Here is a 20,058-nt window from a genome sequence, read left to right as displayed (position 1 = left end):
GGCCATGGCTTCGCTGGGGGATCCGGCCAGGAAGGCAGCTTTTTCGCCGCTAACTTGAAGGTTGTGGAGCTCGGTGTAGGGCAGGGGGAGCTCCTGCCGCCGTCCTGAACGCGGATCCAAAAGGGCCAGGTGGCAGAGCCCCTCCTGCCGATAGATGGCCAGGATTTGCCCATCCCCACAAAAGCCGTAGGTGCTCAGGCCAAACACCCACTGGGGCTCCCCAAACTCTGCTTCCATAGGACAGAGGGGAATCGGCCCCGAGGGATCCCAGCGGTAGAGGTTCCACCAGCCGCTGCGGTCGGAAACAAAGTAAAGCTCCCCCTGCGGCGACCACTGGGGTTGGAAAATGGACTCAGCCGGGCCGCCAACGAGTTTCTGGGGTTCTCCCAAGCTGCCGTCAGGAGCCACTTCCGCCCGCCACAGCTCCGTGCCGTCCCAGGGCATCTGGGGGTGATCCCAGACCAGCCACACCAGGGTCTGACCGTCTGGGCTCAGTTGCGGGCTGGCGTAGAAATCGTGGCCCCTGGCCAAAACCTGCTGGGATCCGCTTTCTAGCTCGATGGCAACCAGGGTATTTTCCGGCTCCCCCTGGCGGCTGTGATCCTCGCGCACGCAGAGGATGCGCCGGCGCCTCCTGTCCACCACCCCGTCGGCATAGCGGTAGGGGCCGGGCTCGGTGAGGGGCTGGGGAGCCAACGCCGGCAGCAGGCAGTACAGCCGTTGATCGGCAAAGTTGCAAAAGTACACCACCCCCTCGGAGACCCAGTAGGCGCCGCCGCCGTACTCATGCACCCGCGTGCGCACGTTGAAGGGTGCTGGCGTCAGTTCCTGCACCGTCCCGTCGGCAGCTCGCCGCATCAGTACGTTGCGCCCCTTCTCCTGCGGACGGCCCTCCGTCCAGTAGAGATCCCCCTTGTCCCAAGCCGGTTGCCCCAGGCGCAGGGATCCGGCCACCACCAGGTCAGCGGTAATTGGGGATCGCCAAGATCCATAGCCAGCCTGTTGCACCATAAGCCATCAATTTTCAACCTCGAAATCTCCATTATGCCGAGAGCAAGGGATCCCTGGGAGCTTGGCGAGAACAGGCTCAGATTCTGGAAAAAAGTATCTCGCAACACAATTTCTTCCTGGCTGAATGGGTTTGATAAAACACGTCGAGGCAACAGGGGCGCACGACGCTCTCTCGACTGCAGAACTGGCTTTTCCCCCTGTTGATGTTGGGAAGGCATTAGTGAAAACCTCAGCCGAGCGCAGTTGGGCAAGCTGATCCATGGGCAAGGTGATGAGCTGAGTGCTTCCCCCCGTTAGCCAGGCTGCTGTAACCACACTTCGCTACACCCTTTGCACTCACCTCGTTTCGGAGTTTACCGATGGCTCAATCTTTTAATCGTCGTCAAGTGCTGAAAATGGGCGCGCTGGCCGGAGCCGGCGCTGCCTTAGGGCCGCAGATCTGGGTGAAGCGGTCTGTGCCTGCCTATGCTCAGGGAGAGACTATTCGCGTTGGCATTTTGCACTCCCTCAGCGGCACGATGGCCATTTCGGAAACCAGTGTGGTGGATGCGGAAAAGCTAGCCATTAAAGAGATCAATGCCGCCGGTGGGGTTTTGGGCAAGCAGATCGAGCCCATCATCGAGGATGGCGCCTCCGATTGGCCAACCTTTGCCGAGAAAGCCACCAAATTGATCGATGTGGACAAGGTGGCAACAGTATTCGGCTGTTGGACCTCGGCCAGCCGCAAGGCAGTTTTGCCGGTATTTGAATCCAAGCAACACCTGCTCTGGTATCCCGTACAGTACGAAGGACAAGAGTGCTCCAAAAACATCTTCTACACCGGCGCTGCCCCCAACCAGCAGATCGAGCCTTCTGTGGAATGGCTGCTCAAGAACAAGGGCAAAGAGTTTTTCCTGGTGGGATCCGACTATGTCTTCCCCCGCACGGCCAACACCATCATCAAGGCCCAGTTAGAGGCCCTGGGCGGCAAGGTTGTGGGAGAAGATTACCTGCCTCTGGGCAACACCGAAGTGACTCCCATTATCAGCAAAATCCGTGCCGCTCTTCCCAACGGCGGCGTGATCTACAACAGCCTGAATGGCGACAGCAATGTGGCCTTCTTTAAGCAACTGAAAGCAGCCGGTCTGGAGCCGGATCGCTATCCCTCTATGTCCGTCAGCATTGCCGAAGAAGAGGTGCAGGCGATTGGCCCCGAGTTCCTAGAAGGCCACTACGCTGCCTGGAACTACTTCATGACGGTGGATACGCCTGCCAACAAGAAGTTTGTGGAAGCCTTCAAGGCAGAATACGGCCAAAACCGCGTCACCAACGACCCGATGGAAGCGGCCTATATCATGGTTTACATCTGGAAGCAGGCGGTGGAAAAAGCGGGAACCGTGGAGATCGACGCGGTGCGCCAAGCAGCCTACGGCCAAACCTTTGATGCCCCAGAGGGTCTGGTGACGATGAACACCAACCACCACCTGACCAAGTACGTGCGGATCGGCCAGGTGCGCTCTGATGGGCTGTTTGATGTCATCTTTTCTACAGACGCTGTGGAGCCACAGCCCTGGAACCAGTTTGTGGCGGAAACCAAGGGCTTTGCCTGCGACTGGTCGGATCCGGCCAAAGGCGGTCGCTTCAAAGTCAGCTAGCCCTGTTGAGCGCTGGGTGCGGGATCCCTTGCGGGTGAGTTGGGGATCCCGTCCTGGAGTTGGAAGCGCGTCCCCAGTCAACGGGTAAAGAAGGAGGATCCCCTGCCGATGACCTTGCTTTTGGATAGCTTGTTTAACGGCATCAGTATTGGCACCGTTTTGCTGATAGCCGCTCTGGGCCTGGCGATTGTCTTCGGCCTCATGGGGGTGATCAATATGGCCCATGGGGAGCTGATGATGTTGGGGGCCTACACCACCTTTGTGGTGCAAAATGCCTTCCGACAATTGGGGGATCCCTGGCGGGATCTGTATATCTTTCCAGCCTTGGTTGCCGCTTTTGTCGTCACGGCCCTGGCGGGTCTGGCTCTGGAGCGGGGGGTGATTCGCTTTTTGTATGGGCGGCCGCTGGAAACCCTTTTGGCCACCTGGGGCGTGAGCCTGATCCTGCAGCAGTTCGTGCGCAGCGTCAATTGGGTGTTGGCTTTCCGCTTGGGGGCCTTTGCGGTGCTCTTTTTTGGCGGCTGGTGGCTCTTGGCAAAACGGGCCGATTGGCCGCGCCTCAAAGGCTGGGTGCTGACGTTGTTGTTGGTGCTTTCTACGGCCATTGTGGCAGTAGGCGGGCGGGTTCTGGCCCAAACCTATGCCCTGGCCGTCACCCAGCCCTGGTTTGGGGCCCAAAATAGAGACGTGACCGCTCCTCGCTGGCTGCGGGGTGGGATCCCGGTGGGCAACCTGTTTTTGCCCAATACTCGCCTGTTCATCATCGCCCTCACCGTTGTCTGTATCCTGGGGCTGTACTTTTTCTTGCAACGCACCCGCTGGGGGTTGCGCATCCGCGCCGTCACCCAAAATCGGGCCATGAGCGCTTGTGTCGGGATCTCCACGCAAACGGTGGATGCTCTCACCTTTGCCATGGGTTCGGGTCTGGCAGGAGTAGCCGGCGTGGCCGTCAGCCTGCTGGGATCCGTGGGGCCCAATACCGGCCAGAACTACATCGTGGATACCTTCATGGTGGTTGTCGTGGGGGGTGTGGGCAAGCTCCTGGGCAGCATTGTGGCGGCACTGGGGATCGGAATTGCCAACTTTGTCATCGGTTCCGGGACGCTGGCTTTGATCTTTCCCAACGTGCCGATCCTGACCGATACCCTCAACTTTTTTGCCACCACCAGCATGGCTAAGGTGATGGTCTTTGCCTTAATTGTGGCCTTTTTGCAGGTGCGCCCCCGCGGCCTTTTCCCCGAAAAAGGTCGCATGGTGGATGCCTAGGACAGCCCTCTTGAGCGAATCTTTCTAGCCGTATCCCCCATCCCCCCACACCGCCCATGAAACTGGCTCATCTCCCCCCCGCTGATCGTGAAGAGGCCATTCTTGCCACCGGTCGGGATCCCAGTCCTGCCCGCAAGCTCCTGTGGGAAGTTGGGCTCCTCATTGGCCTGGCGCTGGCTTTGATCTTGGTGGCCCCAACTGTGTTGTCGGGTTTTCGGCTGAACTTGTTGGGGCGATTTCTGGCATTGAGCATTGTTGCCCTGGGGATCGACCTTATCTGGGGCTATACCGGCATGCTGAGTCTGGGGCATGGGGTGTTCTTTGCCTTGGGGGGCTATGCTTTGGGGATGCACCTCAAGTTGCAACTGCCAGAGGGACAGATACCGGAGTTTTTCAGCCTCTATGGGGTAACGGAATTGCCCTGGTTTTGGTACCCTTTTTATTCGTTTCCGTTTACGGCTATTGCTATTGTCTTGATCCCGGCTGTGGTGGCAGCGGCTCTGGGGTACTTGGTGGTGAGAAATCGCATCCGAGGAGTTTATTTTTCTATTCTGACTCAGGCCACCACAATCATTTTCTTCAACTTCTTCAACGGGCAACAGCGCTTAATCAACGGCACCAACGGCCTGACCAATTTCCAGACGTTATTTGGCCTGGATGTCAACTCTTCCCAGATGCGCTTTGCTGTCTATGTGGCCACGGTTTTAACCGTTGTTTTGGCTTACCTTCTCTGTCGTTGGCTTACCAGTGGCTTGTTTGGTCGAATCCTGGTAGCCATTCGAGATGATGAGCCGCGGGTTCGTTTCTCTGGCTACGATCCCACCGGATTTAAGGTGCTGGTATTTGCCATCTCGGCTGCGCTGGCAGGGATCGCCGGGGCTTTGTTTACCTTACAAACTGGCATCATTTCTCCCAATGCCATGGCCGTTCCCTTCTCCATTGAAATGGTGATCTGGGTAGCGGTGGGTGGTCGGGCCAGTTTAGTGGGGGCAGTGGTCGGGGCTTTGTTGGTAAACTTTGCCAAGAGTTTGCTGAGTGAAAATTTCCCAGAAATTTGGCTGTTTTTCCAGGGGGGATTGTTCCTGCTGGTGGTGCTGGTGTTGCCGGATGGTTTGGTGGGCTGGGTGCGCACCCGGGGCAGGCAGCTTTGGGTTACCTTCCAGCTTTGGCGCCGGCGTTTGGCCAATATTTCTCCAGCCTAAATCCGTACCAGTATCCCCCTATGCAAGGTGCAACTTCAGAGTAAGAGGATCCCAATGGGTGAGATAACGATGCCAAGTGTCCTCTCTTGTTCGATGGGCTGAGAATCCTACTCGTCCTCTGGCCTTTCCGTTCTTGGACGTGATCCCTATGCTTACAGCAGCTCCCACCACTACCCGGCAAATTTTACAAACTCAGGATCTCACCGTCAGCTTTGATGGCTTTAAGGCTTTGGACGGGCTGAACTTCTCTTTGGAAGAAGGGGAGTTAAGGGTGGTGATCGGCCCCAATGGAGCGGGCAAAACTACCTTCCTCGATGTGTTGACAGGCAAGGTCAAGCCTACTCGAGGGCGAGTGCTGTTTAAAGGAAAAGATCTGGCTAAGCTCAAGGAGCACGAAATCGCTGCCTTGGGTATTGGTCGCAAGTTCCAAACGCCGCGGGTCTACCAAAACCTGAGCGTGCGAGAAAATTTGGAGCTCTCTCTCAACCCTCACAAGGGTGTTTTCTCCACCTTATTTGGCAAAAAGCGCTTGCGAGAAAAGACTGATGCTCTCCTGGAAACCATCGGCCTGAGCCGTAAGGATCGGATCCCGGCAGGGCTGCTCTCCCATGGAGAAAAGCAATGGTTGGAGATTGGCATGGTGATTGCCCAGGATCCGGATCTGCTGCTGCTTGATGAATGCGTGGCCGGAATGACGGATAAAGAAACAGAGGCTACGGGAGAGTTAATTCAATCCTTAGCTCGAAATCACACCATTTTGGTGATTGAGCATGACATGGTATTTGTCCGGCAAATTGCTCGCAAGGTTACTGTTTTACACCAAGGAGCGGTGTTGTGCGAGGGTAGCTTTGAGGAAGTGAAGAACGACCCGCGAGTTATCGAGGTCTATCTTGGATCCCACAAAGCCAGAGGCTAAACGAAAACAGGGGAGATCTGTATTGACCGTCCAATTAACCAACTCTATATCCAAGCCTATGAATACGGAAAACGCCACCAAAGCGCAAAATCTATCTCAAAGTGGATCTCAGCCTTTGCTGGAAGTCTGTAACCTGAGAGCTTATTATGGGCAAAGTTTAATTGTGAGAGATCTTTCTTTCAAGATCCTTCCCGGCCAAGCAGTTTGCCTTCTGGGTCGCAACGGCATGGGCAAAACTACCACGCTTAAAGCCCTAATGGGGCTTCTCAAAGACTGTACAGGTAAAGTTCTCTTTGAGGGCCGACCCATCAATCATTACCCACCCAACTGGCGGGCTCGCGCTGGCATTGGCTATGTGCCCCAAGGCCGAGAGATCTTTCCTCGCCTAACGGTTGAGGAAAATCTACTGGTGGGGTTAGAAGCAGCACCGGACAAAGCACGGGCTATACCTGAGTTTATCTATGACTTATTCCCGATTTTGCGTTCTTTTCTAAAGCGTCCCGGTGGAGATTTGAGCGGTGGTCAGCAGCAGCAATTGGCCATTGCCAGAGCTTTGGTGGCAGAGCCTAAACTTTTACTCCTGGATGAACCCACAGAAGGGATCCAACCTTCTATCATCATTGAGATCGAAGAAGCCATTGCCCGCATCCAAAAAGAGCGGGGCGTTGCGGTGTTGCTGGTAGAACAGTACTTTGAGTTTGCTCAAAGCTTGGCCGATTACTTTTACCTCATGGAAAATGGATCCCTCGTTATGGAAGGGCCGACTGACCAAATGGACGAGGAAAAAGTGCGATCCTATCTCTCCCTCTGAGGTTAGCCTGGAGGAGGAGCCGAGCGGTGCAACTCTTGTCAGGCCCAGGGATCCCCTTAAGCAACAACCCTAGAAATCTGCCAGGATCGAGCAAGAGAGAACTCAGTCCACTCCCTCCTCGCTGCGTCTGTGGCTGCCCCCATTCACGTCACTGCCGAACCTTGGCTGCACACCTACAGCGAAATCATTGACGTGCGCTCGCCGGCAGAGTTTGCTGAAGACCATTGGCCGGGGGCCATTAACTTGCCTGTGCTTGACGATGCAGAACGGGCAGAGGTGGGCACCCTCTACAAGCAGGTGGATCCCTTTACGGCCCGCAAGCGAGGAGCCAGCCTGGTGGCCCAGAACATCGCCCGCCACCTGCAGACCCACTTTGCCGACAAGAGCCGGGACTACCACCCCCTCATCTACTGCTGGCGGGGAGGGCAGCGCTCGGCCAGCTTGGCGCTGGTGTTGTCCCAGGTGGGCTGGCAGGTCACAGTGTTGCAAGGGGGGTACAAAACCTACCGCGCCTGGGTGCGCCGGCAACTGCAGAGCTTGCCCCAGGAGTTTACCTACCGCGTCCTCTGCGGGCCGACGGGAAGCGGCAAAACCCAATTGCTCCACCACCTGCAGCGCCAGGGATCCCAAGTCCTCGATCTGGAAAAGCTGGCCCACCACCGCGGATCCGTGCTGGGAGCGGAGTGGGGGATGCCGCAGCCCACCCAGAAGAGCTTTGAAAGTCAACTGGTGCAGGTTTTTCTCCAGTGGGATCCAGCTAAGCCGGTCTGGGTGGAAGCTGAGAGTGCCAAGGTGGGCCAGCTCCACCTGCCCCCTGCCCTTTGGCAGGCCCTCACCCAAGCCGATTGCGTGGAAGTGCGATTGCCTTTGGAAGAGCGAGTGAAGGGGATAATTGCCCATTATCCCCACTGGATAGCCCATCCCCAGGCACTCAAGGAGAAACTGTTATCCCTAAAAGCCCGCCATAGCCAAGCGCGCCTGCAGCGCTGGTTTGAGCTCATCGACGCCCAAGACTGGCCGCAGTTTGTGCAGGAGTTGCTGGAGCAGCACTACGATCCCACCTATCGCCACGGCCTGCAGCAACACTTTAACCGCATCCGCGCTCGCCTTGAGCTGCCTGACCTTTCTGAGACCAGCCTACAGGAGGCCGCTGCCCGACTCAGGGGGGATGTCGTTTTGAGCTGCGCCAGCCCTCGCCGGGCAAGCGCGACCAAGTCTGCCGGTGGAAATGTCAAGCAAAGTCCTGTCTGCCCCTCTCAGAGGGAAACTAGGGACTTCGAGGCTGACTGCTGCAGCTCCGACAGCAGCGAGGCCGGGTGCTCTTTGTAGGGCCAGGCAAAAGCGTGACGAAAAGCCGCCTTCTGACAGTGCTTGAGCTGCTCGAAATCAATAATGTCGTGGGTGAGCAGGTTCTCGTACTCAAACGGCAGGCGCACGTTGTGTAGGCCAGCGTTGTCGGTGCAGATGGCGATATCTACCCCCGCGTCGAAGCAGCGGTCGAAGACGATTTTGAGGGGCTCCAAGCTGGGTAGTGTCCCCGTCTTCAGGTAAGTGGTGGGACAGACCTCCAGACATTGGCCGCGCCGCGCCAGCTCTGGCAGCAGCTCTGGGTAGTGGAGAGGGATCTGGATCCCGTGGCCAATCCGCGAGACGTAGGGCAGCAGCTCTGGGTAACAGCCATCCAAAGTCTCATAGAGATGGGCAGTGGTTTTGAGGCCACGGGCCAGGGCATATTTGAACAGCTCAATCCACTCGTCCATGCGTTCGCCGTAGGCCTTGTCTCCCCCCGCCAGGTCGATGGCAGACACGTATTCCGACTCGGCGGCGGCCTCCACCATGGCGCGGTTGATGTGGCTGGGCAGGCGGGAGTGCAAACACACAATCTGGGTGGTGACGATGGGATATTCCCGCTGCTGGCTGGCCTGCCCTACCGTTTCGATAACTTGGCGCATCTGCTTGAGGCGATCCGCCTCGTCCAAGCTGGGATCTGTGCGCAGATAGGGGGTGTAGCGAATTTCTAGATAGGCCAGATCCTCAAAAACATAGGCCCCCCGTAGCAGACGGTAGATGAAATAGGGTAAGCTTTCCAGGGTTTGCACCTGTTCCACCAGCGTGTGCAGCTCCAAGTAATCTTCAAGGGTGTTGCGCGGGCGGGTGTAGAACTCCTCAAACTCGGCGTAGTCGGGAAAGCGTTCTGCCAGAGGGGATCCCTGGCGATGTAGGTAGCGCCACAAAATCCTAGGAACGACTGAACCGCCTAGGTGGCGGTGTAACTCCGCATGCAGTGCCATACTTCAAAGCTTCCCCCAGGCCCCCCCTCACCGTCCGCCAGAGGCGGACTTGGCTTGGTTGTTAAGTACTATTTCTACTGTTATCCAACAGCAGCGGTCTTGTCCAGGCGCGATTGCGCAGGGTCAGCTAGCCGGGAACCAGGTGATGAGGTTTCCAATAGCCAGGTTTGAGGACCAGGTCAATGCTTGAATCCTGGTCGGGCCCGGCCAGGGATCCCGGCAAACTAGATAAAGAGCCTTAAGATAGAGATAGTTTTGAAGGTTTGCTGAGCAAAGATACTCAGGAGCGATTCTAGTAAAGGGCTGTTGGCTGTAGCCGACGGCAATCCCCCTGGAAGGGTGTGGCATGAACTTAGCGTAACGAGGTTATCTTCATGGCGCTGCCCAGCTTGCACGAATTTCCCTGGCTGACCACAGTCATCGTCTATCCGGTGGTGGCCGCCCTCTTTATTCCGTTGATCCCGGCGCCGGCTGGGGATCCTACCACCCGCGCTTACGCGCAGAAGTTGGCGGAGCGGATCCGCTGGTTTGCCCTGTTCATCGCAGTCACCGACCTGGTCATTTTGCTGGCCGGCTTTTATGTCGGCTACGACCCTAGTCAAACGGGCTTGCAACTGCTGGAGCGCTACACCTGGGTGCCGCAGGTGGGGCTGAGCTGGTCGGTGGGGGCCGATGGCCTCTCGATGCCGCTCATTCTGCTCACGGCTTTTATTACCACGCTTGCCATCTTGGCCGCTTGGCCGGTCACCCTCAAGCCGCGCTTGTTTTATTTTCTGATGTTGGCCATGTACGGCGGGCAGATTGGGGTGTTCGCCGTGCAGGACATGTTGCTCTTCTTCCTGATGTGGGAGCTGGAGCTGATCCCGGTGTATTTGCTCCTCTCCATCTGGGGGGGATACAACCGCCTCTATGCGGCCACCAAGTTCATCCTCTACACCGCCCTCAGCTCGCTGTTTATCCTGGTGGCGGGCTTGGCCATGGCCTTCTACGGGGATCCCATCAGCTTTGACATGACGGATCTGGCCCACAAGGCCTATCCGCTGAGCTTCCAGTTGCTGATGTATGGGGCTTTCCTGATTGCTTATGGGGTGAAGCTGCCCATTTTCCCCCTGCACACCTGGCTGCCCGATGCCCACGGCGAGGCCACAGCGCCGGTTCACATGTTGCTGGCCGGGATCCTGCTCAAGATGGGGGGCTATGCCCTAATGCGCATGAACGCGGGCATGCTGCCGGATGCCCATCTCTACTTTGCGCCGGTGCTGATCGTGCTGGGGGTGGTGAACATCATCTTTGCTGCCCTCACCTCCTTTGCCCAGCGCAACCTCAAGCGCAAGATTGCCTACTCCTCCATCAGCCACATGGGCTTTGTCCTCATCGGTATCGGATCCCTGACGGAGATCGGCATGAGCGGCGCCATGCTGCAGATGATCTCCCACGGGCTGATCGGGGCCAGCCTGTTCTTCTTGGTGGGGGCCACCTACGACCGCACCCATACGTTGGAGCTGGAGGAAATGGGCGGCGTTGGCCTGAAGATGCCCAAGATTTTCTCGATGTTTACCGCTTGCTCACTGGCCTCTCTGGCCCTGCCTGGCATGAGCGGCTTTGTGGCTGAGCTGATGGTGTTTATCGGCATGGCCACCAGCGATGCCTACTCTCTCCCCTTCCGGCTGGTGGTGGTGTTCCTGGCAGCAGTTGGCGTGATCCTGACTCCTATCTACCTGCTGTCGATGTTGCGTCAGATCTTCTTCGGCCCGGAAAACAAAGAGCTGACCGAACACGAGGAACTGGTGGATGCCGAGCCGCGGGAGGTGTTCATCATTGCCTGTTTGCTCATCCCCATCATCGGCATCGGGTTTTATCCCAAGCTGGTCACTAGCCTCTACGACCAGTCCACCAATGCCCTGGTGGCCTTGCTGCGCCAGGAACTCTCCTCCCTCGGAGCGACGGTTGCCCAAGCCCCTGCCCTTTACAACACTGAGCCAAATTGAGGAGAGGGAAGCCGGTGTAGCTAGCCTTGGCTTTTTTCTCCAATGGGCTTGCGGCTTTCGCCGCCTTGAACTCGCATCCAGCCAAACAACGTTCCGACCGTCAGTTGGATCGTTTGGGCAAAAGCGGGAACGGGGATAACCTCTTGCGGATCCTCATGCACTGTTGGCTGCTGTCCGGCAGGATAGGCGAAAACGACCCTTTCTTCGGGAGCTACGATCCACCCCATCTGGCAGCCGTGGGCCAAGCCAATCAAGATTTTTTTGACCAGCTTCGTTTGATTTTGATCGGGAGAGAGAATCTCGATCACCCAATCTGGGCAAAAGGGTATGAGGTTTTGAATGGTGCCATCCTCATCCACAGGGATCCGATCCCAGGCAATGACAGAGATATCGGGCACAATTGCATAGCCGGCAAAGGTGGAGCGCAATTCTGGAAAAGCCATCCCTAGCTGAGAAGGCTCCAGTATTTCATTAATAAAGCTGCCCAGTTTCAATTGAAGGCGGCTATGTTTTCCTTGTGGCACGGGCTTCTGGATAATCTCTCCCTCAATGAATTCGCTGGCGGGCTGAGTTTCTGGCTGCCGCAGAAACTCTTCCAGGGTTAGGGGCCTGGCAGACAGACTGACCATAATTTGCTCCTATCAAGCTGGCCTCTGAATACAAATCAAAACGGATCTCTGTCGCGCTGTCGCAGAGTGGCTTGGTAGTCGTAGGGGCTCTTGCCGGAAAACAAACCCATCAGCGGCCCCAAAATAGCTCCAAACACAAAGCCACCCGCATGGGCCCAGTAGGCAATGCCTCCGCCTTCCATGCCAATATTGATAGGAGTCTGCAAGCTGGCAATACCATAAAACGCCTGTTGCACAAACCAAAAACCTAGGAATACCCAGGCAGGAATATAGACGGTTGTGGTAAAAATGCCCAGGGGTACCAGAGTTAGGATCTCCGCCTGCGGAAAACGCAAGATATAGGCTCCCAACACCCCGGCAATGGCCCCACTTGCCCCCAGCGAAGGAATGGTGGACTCCATATCGAAAAACCACTGGGTTAGGGCGGCCAAAGCTCCACAAGTCAGGTAAAAAATGAGGTAGCGCACATGCCCCAAGCGATCCTCAACATTGTTGCCGAAAACCCACAAAAAGAGCATGTTCCCACCAATATGGAGAAAGCCCCCATGCAAAAATTGCGAGGTAAATAGCGTTACCCACTCGGGGCGCAGCGAAGAGGTGGCCTCCCCCTGAAAGCTGGCCGTCAGTTCCACCGGCACCACCGCCCACTCTCGGAAAAAAGCTACCAGTTCTCGCGGCGATAGGGTAAGCTCATACACAAAAACCAGGATGTTGATAAGCACCAGGGCATAAGTAACGTAGGCAGGGTGGGTGGTTGGGTTGCGATCTTGCAGAGGTACCACAGTCGGGATCCGGTTAACATCACCCTCTAGCCTACCCTGCTAGGCCTTCTCAGGCCTAACTTGAGGCTACACTAGGGTAGCTTGTCGGTGGGATCCCTAAACTGCAAAGGGGTTTTAGCCGTCCCCCCCACAGCCGACAATGGATTTGGAGGAGTGGATCGATGTTTGAGGTCGAGAACCGAACTGCCCCGCTCAAGTTTTTGGTGGTCGAGGATCATCCCGAGGTCGCCCAAAACAATTGCGAGTGGCTGCAACGGATTGCAGCAGATGCTCAATGCATCACAGTCTCCAATCCGATGGACGCCATACTGCGCCTGCAGCGGGAGCAGCCGGACTTGGTAGTAGCCGACTTGCTCTACGGCCAAACCAGTGGCGAACAGTCTGCTGAACCTGGTCTAGAGTTCTTGCGCCACATTTTCGAGAACTATCCTACTTTGAATGTAATGGCCTATTCCAGCGAGCCGCTGCTGCTGACTCCTTTGGTGGGCCTGATCAGCAAACACCAAGGTGGATTTGCCGCAGTCAACAAAATGGAGCGGCGCACTGTGTTTTTGGAGGGGGCCAAAAGTGCCCTCAATGGAGAACTGCGCATGCCCCGTGAGTTGCGCGGCTTGACCAAGCTGACGGAGCGGGAAATCGAGGTCTTGAACCTGCTCTGCAAAGAGGCTCTTACCGACCAGGCCATCGCTGACCGCATCCACACGAGCAAAAAGACCGTACAAAATTGTATTCAAAGGCTCAAAGAGAAGCTGGATATCTTTGGCTCTGAAGATGAGATCAACGCTCGCGTTGCCATGTGTATGGCAGCAGTTCAGAAAAAGCTTATCCAGTGGTAAACCTAGAGGACTTCCAAGCGCTCTAAGACACTGGCGTGCCTGCCCTCAGCTTCCCTGCTTCTGGAGCAGAGAGCCTAGGGTTCAAGCGTATTTTTCCGTAGTCGTCTCGAGCCAGATACGCCCCTTTCCCACCTCCCAAAAGGGCCCCTTATCTCTGGGTCAAGGCAGACAAAGAGGGCAAAACATCCTCTCGAAAGGGAACCTCGTTTTGATTCACCCTCTCCAGCTCGGCCAACATGAGAGGGTTGACGCGGTTCAGATAGGGGATCAGAACCTGTTTTAGCCTGGGGCGGTAGAAACGGTGGTAGCTATACACGGGGGTGGCTGGAAATCCCCGCCGAATCTTGTGGGATCCCCCAGCCCCGGGATCAAAGTTGCGGATCCCTTCGCGGATGGCCAGGGCAATCGGCTCGTAATAGCAAACGTTAAAGTGCAAAAACTTCACCTCCTCCCGGCAGCCCCAGTAGCGCCCAAAGAGGCGATCCCCCTTGCGAACACAAAAAGACATCCCCACCACTTCTGAACCTCGCTCGCCGGCTACCAGCACCAGCCGCTGCCGGTAGTTGGGATAAAGAGCCTCAAAAAAGCGGCGGTTAAGGTATTTGCTCCAGTTCCAGAATTGAGCGCAGGTATTGCTGTAAAAGTCGTACATGAGAGAGAGCAGGCGCGGCGTGATCTCCTCTCCGGTGTAGATCTTGAGTTCTATGCCGCTTTTTTCCATGGCGGCCCGCTCTCGCTTGATGTTGCGCCGCTGGTTGGCGTTGAACTGGCTCAAAAAGTCTTCGTAAGAGCGATAGCCGGGATTGTGCCACTGGTAGTTGTGGGTAATTCGGGGAGTCAATCCATCGGCCTCCAGTTGGGCCCGCCAGTCTAAGTCCACATAGAGCAGGCTGAACACCGAAATATCGTTGTCTTGGCAGAAGCGATCGATAGCAGCCAGCATCGACGGCCACACCTCTGCTTCCGAGTAGTCTGGATGGACAAGAATGCGATAGCCGGTGGCCGGCGTAAAAGGAGCCATGCCAATGAGCTTAGGGTAGTAGCGTTCTCCCAGTTGGCTGGCAACCGCAGCCCACTCTTGGTCGAAGACAAATTCGCCCTGGCTATGGCTTTTCAAATACAAGGGGGCAGCGGCGATCAGTTGCCCATCCGACTCCACCAGCAGGTGACAGGGCAGCCACCCCGTGTTGCGGCTGGCGCAACCGGAAGCTTCTAGGCTGTGCAGCCACTCGTATTCCAAAAATGGAGAGGTGCGCTCCGTCTGCAGCGCTTGCCAGGCAGATGCTGGGATCCCGCGAATATCGTGGCACCAGCGCAATTTCAAACCAGTTGACATTTGCCTGTCCGGATAGACCAACTTGCCCTGCCTCGGCTGGGAGGGGATCCCTCCTCTAAGTTCAACCTAGGATGGAATCCCTGCACCTCAAGGGCCACATCGGCGAAAGCTAGACAACTGCTCTTTGCCCAGCTCAAAACTTTCCCAGCGCTAGACCGTGCCTTTGTTAAGTTATTTTATTCGGGATCCCTGGGCTCGTAGTAGTGGTTGGCCAATTCCAGAGCCATCTGAAACTTCTGCTCACGGGTGAGGTCGGCCCGCCGGGCAATCTGGGCAAAGCGGTTGACATCTGGGGGCAAGAAGTCGAAAGGACGCTGTTCCCGCACAATATCTACGACCAGATCGCAAAGGGCCTGCTGGTAATCGTTATAAAAAATTTCCCCCAAAGCCTTGAGGCGGCCATCGGGCACCGGATTGTTAAAGTCAATGGCTTGCAGCTCTCCTTTTTCATCGATAAACAGCTCTACCGAGTTCATTTCATAGCCCAACGCTCGATTGATGATCCGGCATGTATCGATAACTTTTTTGCCCATCTCCGGGGTGAGAAACTCTGGATCAAATAAGTACTCGCTGGCATCGAACTTGCGAAAGATGTATTTAATAGGGATGATCTTTCGGCCAATGCAGAGGGCGCGAATCTGCCAGGGGTAAGGACTTTTAACCTTCTCCTGGATCATCATCACCTGGGATCCGGAGCGGTCGTAAAAGTAGAGGAGCTGCTCCATGTTGTAGGCAATTTCCACCCCAATGGCCTCCCGTCCTTCTGCTGGTTTGATGACAATTGGCCAGCCGAGATCTTCTGCCATCCCCTGCCAATCGAAAAACTTGTGATACTTAAAGTCTTCTGCTTTCAAAGCCGGAGCTTCTTTGGGAGGTAGGATGTAAGTCTTTGGAATGGAGATCCCCAGCTCTTTGACCACCATATAGGCGGCATCCTTGTTGCGCAGGTAGTAGTAGAAGCTAAAGGGGTTGTTGATGAGGTACACTCCCCGAAAAGCAAAGCCCATAAACAGGCCGATAGCCTGCGGGTAAAGGTAGCTGAAGCGATCCAGGATGAGGCGATACTTGGTGCGGTAGTCGAGGTTGACCTCGTGAATGGTGACATGTTCGGCCTGGATCTTGTAGGTTTTGCCGTTGCGAGCTTGAACGGGCGGAAGAGCGTTGAGGCGGGCCAGGGTGTCGTCCCCAAAAGGCTCGCTAAAGTGCAGGCTGCCAACCCAGTAGTCCTCGATCATCAAAAAAGGCTCTTTTGCTTTGAACCAATGACTATATTTTCTGCAATGTTGGTGCCTTCGCGATTTTCGGCGAGCTCTTCTGGGCGGGATCCTACGCGAAGGCGCGGATTTGCGCTTGCCAAGTGGGCCAGTCGTGATCCCCCTCCCACACCTCCAGGTGATGGGGGATGTGGTTGCGGCGGAGGACTTCTGCCAGGCGCAGGTTGTCGTTGAGGCAGTGGTCACGGTGGGCGGTGAGCAGCTTTAGCTCGGTATTTTGCCCGCCCAGTTGTTCCCAGAGTTGTCGGCTCATGTTGGACATGTAGGCCAAGGGGTTGATGAAGTACAGCTCCTGCTCCGCCGGTTGGGGATCCCAGCCGGTGACAGGGCCGAGGGCCGCTACATCGTAAGGCCCCCCCAGTGCCAGACAGCGGCGCACCAGGCCGGGGTGCCGACAGGTGAGGTTGACGGCGTGGGTGGCCCCCAGAGAGAAGCCTGCCACCACCAGAAAGTCATTTTGTGCTGCGGCCTTGGCGTAGGGGATCAGCTCTTCTACCCAGTGCCGCTCCAGCAAGAGCCAGCGATCCCGCCGTTGGGGCACGTCCAGCTCGCGGTTGAACAAGGTCTCCCAATCCAGGGTTTCCACGCAAAAGGCCTGCAAATAGCCCTGTTCCAAGTGATGGCCGAGGCTGGCGATAATGCCGCGATCTTCCAGGTCGAAAAAACGCCCATTGCTGGTGGGTAGGCAGATGAGCGGGTAGCCGTGATGCCCAAAGTGGAGCATCTCCATTTCCCGGCCCAGAACCCGGGAGGCAAAGCGCAGATAGCGGCGAGGGTAGGACATCGGATCCCTAGACAAAAACTAAACCCCAGCCGGCTTTTGCAGCCGCTGTTGAGACGGGTGGCAACGCGAGGAGCTGGAGGGCTGACAGCCCCCTCGTGGCCTGGGTCTTTTTGTGCAGGTGCAGTCAGCTCAAGCGATCCCAAGAAATTTTAGGAGATTTCGGAGAACAAATCCTTGAGGGCAGTGCGGGCGGCCAAGTGCTTGCGGGTGGACTCGAGGATCTCAGCTTCCCGCCGCAGGCGATTTTCGGTGCTGACCATTTCCAGCAGCGCTTGCTGCTCCCGGGGAGCCCCGTGAAAGTGGCTGGCAATCCAGTAGGACAACTCTATCGGGGTGGTGGGCAGTTGCTCCGGCAGCTCCGTATCCCGCTCCATCAGCTTGCCAGAGAGGCGCACCACATCCTGAAGTAGGGTGGAAACCTGCTGCACCAAGCCCTGCAAATCCGCGGTGGTCGGCTCATCCTCGATCCACTCCACCAGCCCCACCCGGAAGGGTTTCTCCCGCACGTAGTTCAACACCCGGAAGCGCTGCTGCCCCAAGGTCAAAATGTCCATGCGGTCATCCGGCAACCGCTGCACCTGCAACACCTCGGCACAACAGCCCACCCGCACCGGGGATCCCGTCTGGGGATCGAACATCAGCACCCCGAAACGGCGATCCGTCTCCAGGATGGTGTTGATCATCATGCGATAGCGGTACTCGAAAATGTGCAGCGGCAGGGGGCGACCCGGAAACAACACCACCTCTGGCAGGGGAAACAGGGGTAGCTCACGTACGTCCACAGAAGAGGAAGGCATAAGGCTTTGCTTTTTGCGCTACTGAGTCTAGTTTAGCGATCTCGACGGAGCCACACCGACCGATTCCTAAGCAAAGCGGTGGTGCCAAAGGGTGATGGCAATAGCTAGGGCATCGGCAGCATCGTCGGGGCGGGGCAGGCTGGGCAGATTGAGCTCGCGGGCCACAGCGGCTTGCACCGCCTGTTTGTCGGCGCGTCCGTAGCCCGTCAGGCTTTGCTTCACCTGGGCAGGGGTGAACTCCACCGGCACCAGATGATGCTGGGCTAGGACGAGTAGGATCACCCCCCGCGCCTGGGCGATGGGGATGGTGTTGCCCATTTTGTAGAAGAAGAGCTTTTCCAACCCCACCTGATGGGGCTGAAACTGCCGCAGCAGCTCCTTGAGATCCTCGTAGAGGGTTTGCAGCCGTTCCGGGATTGATTGCTCCCCAGGGGTGCTGATGACTCCGTAGTCCAGGGATCGAAGTCCGCCGGCACCTGCCAGGATGCAGCCAAAACCCACTGTCCCCAACCCCGGGTCGAGGCCGAGGATACGCTGCTCAGGGACGCAATCCAAGGACTCCGTCCCGCTGCCGCGATCAGGCAGGGGTTCTCTCCTTGGCAAAGCCGGCAGAGGTATCCGACGCGGCATGGTCGGTGTACAAATACGCCAACCCCGAGAGCAGAGTGAGGGCCACCGCCACCCAAAAACAGGGGATCCCGATAGGCCAGTTCAAAATCAGTAGAGCGATAGCCAGGATTTGGGCGACCGTCTTGGCTTTGCCCCAGTGGTTGGCGCCGCGGATCTGGCTTTGGTTGGCCCGCCAACCGGCAATGACCAGCTCTCGCCCCACCAGCAAAAAGACTCCCCAGGCCGGGATCCGCCCCAGCTCCAGCAGGCCCAGCAGCGAGGCCAACACCAGCAGCTTGTCCACCAGGGGATCCAGAACCTTGCCCACATCGGTCACCAACCCATAGCGGCGGGCCAAGTGGCCGTCCAGCCAATCTGTTGCCGCCGCCAGCAAAAACGCCCAGAGGGCCAGCCCTTCCCCCAGCGGGGATCCCAGGCCCAGCCCCAGCAGAATCCAAGGGATCCCTCCAAGGCGCAGCAAGGTGATGGCGGTGGGCAGGTTGAGCCACGCTGGCTTGGGAACTAGGACTGGGCTGGTAGGGTTCACCTCGACCTCCTTCGACGACCTCGACTATCGATAGTGGCCTAAGCGCTCGGTGAGCAGGCGGTAAAACCCCTCGGCATCCACCCCAAAAGCTACCTGCACATTGGCGGGGCGGCCACTCAGCCCCCAGCGATCCACCACTGTCCGACCCAGATTGAGGGGGCTAGCCGTCTCCACCTCCACGTAGCAGGGCTTCAGCTCGAACAACTGCGGCTGCAACAGGTAGGCGACTACACAGGGATCGTGCAGGGGTCCCCCCGGCAGGCCGTAGCGCCGGATGTCGAACTTGCCGTAGAAAGCGAGCATGTCGGCCACTGTCTGCCCCACCCGCGTGCCGAGGGCGCGGATCCGCTCGATCCGCTCCGGCGTACTGAGGACTTGCTGGGTAACGTTCAGGCCCAGCATCACCACCTCGGGGATCCCGGCGCTGAGCACAATCTGGGCGGCGTGGGGATCGGTGAAGATGTTGAACTCGGCGGCAGGGGTGGTGTTCCCCTCAAAGGCAGATCCCCCCATGAACACCAGACGTCGGATGTGCTCCACGATGCGGGGCTGCTGCACCAGGGCCACTGCCAAGTTGGTCATCGGGCCCAGCAGCGCTAGGGTAACCGGCTCCTGCGCCGCCATCAAGGTCTCGATCAGGTACTGCACGGCGTGCAGGGATCCCAGCGGCATCTGCGGCTCCGGCAAGTTGGCCCCGTCGATCCCGCTTCTGCCATGCACCTCTTCGGCGGTCTGCAGCGGGCGCAACAGCGGGCGGGGACAGCCGGCATAGACCCTCATCTGCGGCTGACCGGCCAGCTCGCAGATCTGCCGGGCGTTGCGGCTGGTTTTTTCCACAGAGACATTGCCGGCCACCGTGGTAATGCCCAGCACTTGCAGCTCAGGTGACGCCATTGCCAGCAGCAGGGCCACTGCGTCGTCTTGGCCGGGGTCGCAATCGATGATCAGGGGCACCATAGGGATCCCGGAGGCTTTCTACCCCTATTGACACTTCCCCAACCAAAGGCGGGGGATTGTTACGCAGTCCACACGCGGACTCGTGAAGGCGCTGTCAAGACGCTCCTACCCAGTTCCCTAGGGTAAAGCCCTGAGGTTCTGCTTACTTTGCTGAGCAACGCCCCCACACTATGCCCTGGTCGGGTCTTCCACCAGGGAACGCCAAGCGTTACTGGCTACTATACCAAAGGTCTCGGGCCCGCTGGCGCGAAGGGAGAGCAACTCAAGTTGCTTGCGAGCTTTTCCGCCCCGCCGTGCAAGGCTACCAAGCTGCCCCGCTGTGTAGGCGGCAATGGCCCGTTCTCCTTGAGTCTCTCTGGAGACCAAGGCAGATTCCGGCCAGGTTTAA

The 20,058-nt window shown here is 57.4% G+C and carries 18 protein-coding genes and 1 pseudogene; 8 read left to right on the top strand and 11 right to left on the bottom strand.

The features are described from left to right. Window positions 1-1,011 (bottom strand): annotated as a pseudogene (locus tag NW852_RS12900) (S9 family peptidase); the annotation flags it as partial. A gap of 359 nt (window positions 1,012-1,370) precedes the next feature. Between NW852_RS12900 and urtA the strand changes: the two are divergent. The 6 genes from urtA (at window position 1,371) to mnmH (ending at window position 8,169) form a co-directional block, all read left to right on the top strand. Beyond that, a complete protein-coding gene (urtA, locus tag NW852_RS12895) occupies window positions 1,371-2,645 on the top strand; it encodes an urea ABC transporter substrate-binding protein (protein WP_414364964.1) in 1,275 nt (424 codons plus the stop codon). Between the two features lie 108 nt (window positions 2,646-2,753). Continuing rightward, window positions 2,754-3,911, top strand: a complete 1,158-nt coding sequence (urtB, locus tag NW852_RS12890; RefSeq protein ID WP_414364966.1) for an urea ABC transporter permease subunit UrtB — start codon at window positions 2,754-2,756, stop codon at window positions 3,909-3,911. Between the two features lie 56 nt (window positions 3,912-3,967). Further along, window positions 3,968-5,113, top strand: a complete 1,146-nt coding sequence (gene urtC, locus NW852_RS12885) for an urea ABC transporter permease subunit UrtC (protein WP_414372541.1) — start codon at window positions 3,968-3,970, stop codon at window positions 5,111-5,113. Window positions 5,114-5,261: 148 nt separating this feature from the next. Then, the gene (urtD, locus tag NW852_RS12880) at window positions 5,262-6,029 is read left to right on the top strand and encodes an urea ABC transporter ATP-binding protein UrtD (RefSeq protein WP_414332603.1); all 768 of its coding nucleotides are present in this window, start codon (window positions 5,262-5,264) and stop codon (window positions 6,027-6,029) included. A gap of 58 nt (window positions 6,030-6,087) precedes the next feature. After that, complete coding sequence (gene urtE, locus NW852_RS12875; protein ID WP_414372553.1) at window positions 6,088-6,840, top strand: urea ABC transporter ATP-binding subunit UrtE; 753 nt, start codon at window positions 6,088-6,090, stop codon at window positions 6,838-6,840. Window positions 6,841-6,969: 129 nt separating this feature from the next. Continuing rightward, a complete protein-coding gene (gene mnmH, locus NW852_RS12870; protein ID WP_414364970.1) occupies window positions 6,970-8,169 on the top strand; it encodes a tRNA 2-selenouridine(34) synthase MnmH in 1,200 nt (399 codons plus the stop codon). On the opposite strand, the gene NW852_RS12865 is transcribed toward mnmH, so the two are convergent. Beyond that, window positions 8,097-9,131: an adenosine deaminase gene (locus NW852_RS12865; RefSeq protein WP_414364972.1), complete on the bottom strand. Its 1,035-nt coding sequence runs from the start codon at window positions 9,129-9,131 to the stop codon at window positions 8,097-8,099. The genes mnmH and NW852_RS12865 overlap by 73 nt on opposite strands. Window positions 9,132-9,505: 374 nt before the next feature. Between NW852_RS12865 and NW852_RS12860 the strand changes: the two genes are divergently transcribed. Continuing rightward, complete coding sequence (locus NW852_RS12860; RefSeq protein WP_414364973.1) at window positions 9,506-11,119, top strand: NAD(P)H-quinone oxidoreductase subunit 4; 1,614 nt, start codon at window positions 9,506-9,508, stop codon at window positions 11,117-11,119. A gap of 20 nt (window positions 11,120-11,139) precedes the next feature. Here NW852_RS12860 and NW852_RS12855 read toward each other — a convergent pair whose 3' ends face one another. Further along, window positions 11,140-11,748, bottom strand: a complete 609-nt coding sequence (locus NW852_RS12855; RefSeq protein ID WP_414364975.1) for a Uma2 family endonuclease — start codon at window positions 11,746-11,748, stop codon at window positions 11,140-11,142. Window positions 11,749-11,783: 35 nt separating this feature from the next. Further along, the gene (locus NW852_RS12850) at window positions 11,784-12,530 is read right to left on the bottom strand and encodes a rhomboid family intramembrane serine protease (RefSeq protein ID WP_414385227.1); all 747 of its coding nucleotides are present in this window, start codon (window positions 12,528-12,530) and stop codon (window positions 11,784-11,786) included. 161 nt (window positions 12,531-12,691) lie between these two features. On the opposite strand from NW852_RS12850, the gene NW852_RS12845 reads away from it, so the two are divergent. Then, on the top strand, window positions 12,692-13,366 hold the full coding sequence (locus tag NW852_RS12845; protein ID WP_414364979.1) for a response regulator transcription factor: 675 nt from the start codon (window positions 12,692-12,694) through the stop codon (window positions 13,364-13,366). Between the two features lie 148 nt (window positions 13,367-13,514). Here NW852_RS12845 and NW852_RS12840 read toward each other — a convergent pair whose 3' ends face one another. From NW852_RS12840 to NW852_RS12810, 7 genes are all read right to left on the bottom strand, one after another. Beyond that, window positions 13,515-14,702 (bottom strand): GNAT family N-acetyltransferase, encoded by a 1,188-nt coding sequence (locus tag NW852_RS12840; RefSeq protein ID WP_414364981.1) that lies wholly within the window; start codon window positions 14,700-14,702, stop codon window positions 13,515-13,517. 176 nt (window positions 14,703-14,878) lie between these two features. Next, on the bottom strand, window positions 14,879-15,937 hold the full coding sequence (locus tag NW852_RS12835; RefSeq protein WP_414372537.1) for an ATP-grasp domain-containing protein: 1,059 nt from the start codon (window positions 15,935-15,937) through the stop codon (window positions 14,879-14,881). 91 nt (window positions 15,938-16,028) lie between these two features. Further along, window positions 16,029-16,760: an alpha/beta hydrolase-fold protein gene (locus tag NW852_RS12830; RefSeq protein WP_414364985.1), complete on the bottom strand. Its 732-nt coding sequence runs from the start codon at window positions 16,758-16,760 to the stop codon at window positions 16,029-16,031. Between the two features lie 149 nt (window positions 16,761-16,909). Further along, window positions 16,910-17,557, bottom strand: a complete 648-nt coding sequence (locus NW852_RS12825; RefSeq protein ID WP_414364987.1) for an LON peptidase substrate-binding domain-containing protein — start codon at window positions 17,555-17,557, stop codon at window positions 16,910-16,912. A 66-nt stretch (window positions 17,558-17,623) separates the two neighbouring features. After that, window positions 17,624-18,187 carry a crossover junction endodeoxyribonuclease RuvC gene (gene ruvC, locus NW852_RS12820; protein ID WP_414364989.1) on the bottom strand — a complete coding sequence of 188 codons (564 nt, stop codon included), beginning with the start codon at window positions 18,185-18,187 and terminating at the stop codon, window positions 17,624-17,626. Continuing rightward, window positions 18,135-18,713: a CDP-diacylglycerol--glycerol-3-phosphate 3-phosphatidyltransferase gene (gene pgsA / locus NW852_RS12815; protein WP_414364991.1), complete on the bottom strand. Its 579-nt coding sequence runs from the start codon at window positions 18,711-18,713 to the stop codon at window positions 18,135-18,137. Before pgsA ends, ruvC begins: the two co-directional genes overlap by 53 nt. Before the next feature lie 24 nt (window positions 18,714-18,737). Further along, entirely contained in the window at window positions 18,738-19,670 is a 933-nt protein-coding gene (locus NW852_RS12810) for a nucleoside hydrolase (RefSeq protein ID WP_414364993.1), read from the bottom strand. Window positions 19,671-20,058 lie beyond the last annotated feature (388 nt).

Source organism: Synechococcus sp. H60.1 (assembly GCF_047462335.1).
GTDB lineage: Bacteria > Cyanobacteriota > Cyanobacteriia > Thermostichales > Thermostichaceae > Thermostichus.
The sequence above is the reverse complement of the archived record's forward strand: the minus strand, read 5'-3'. Positions and strand labels throughout refer to the sequence as shown.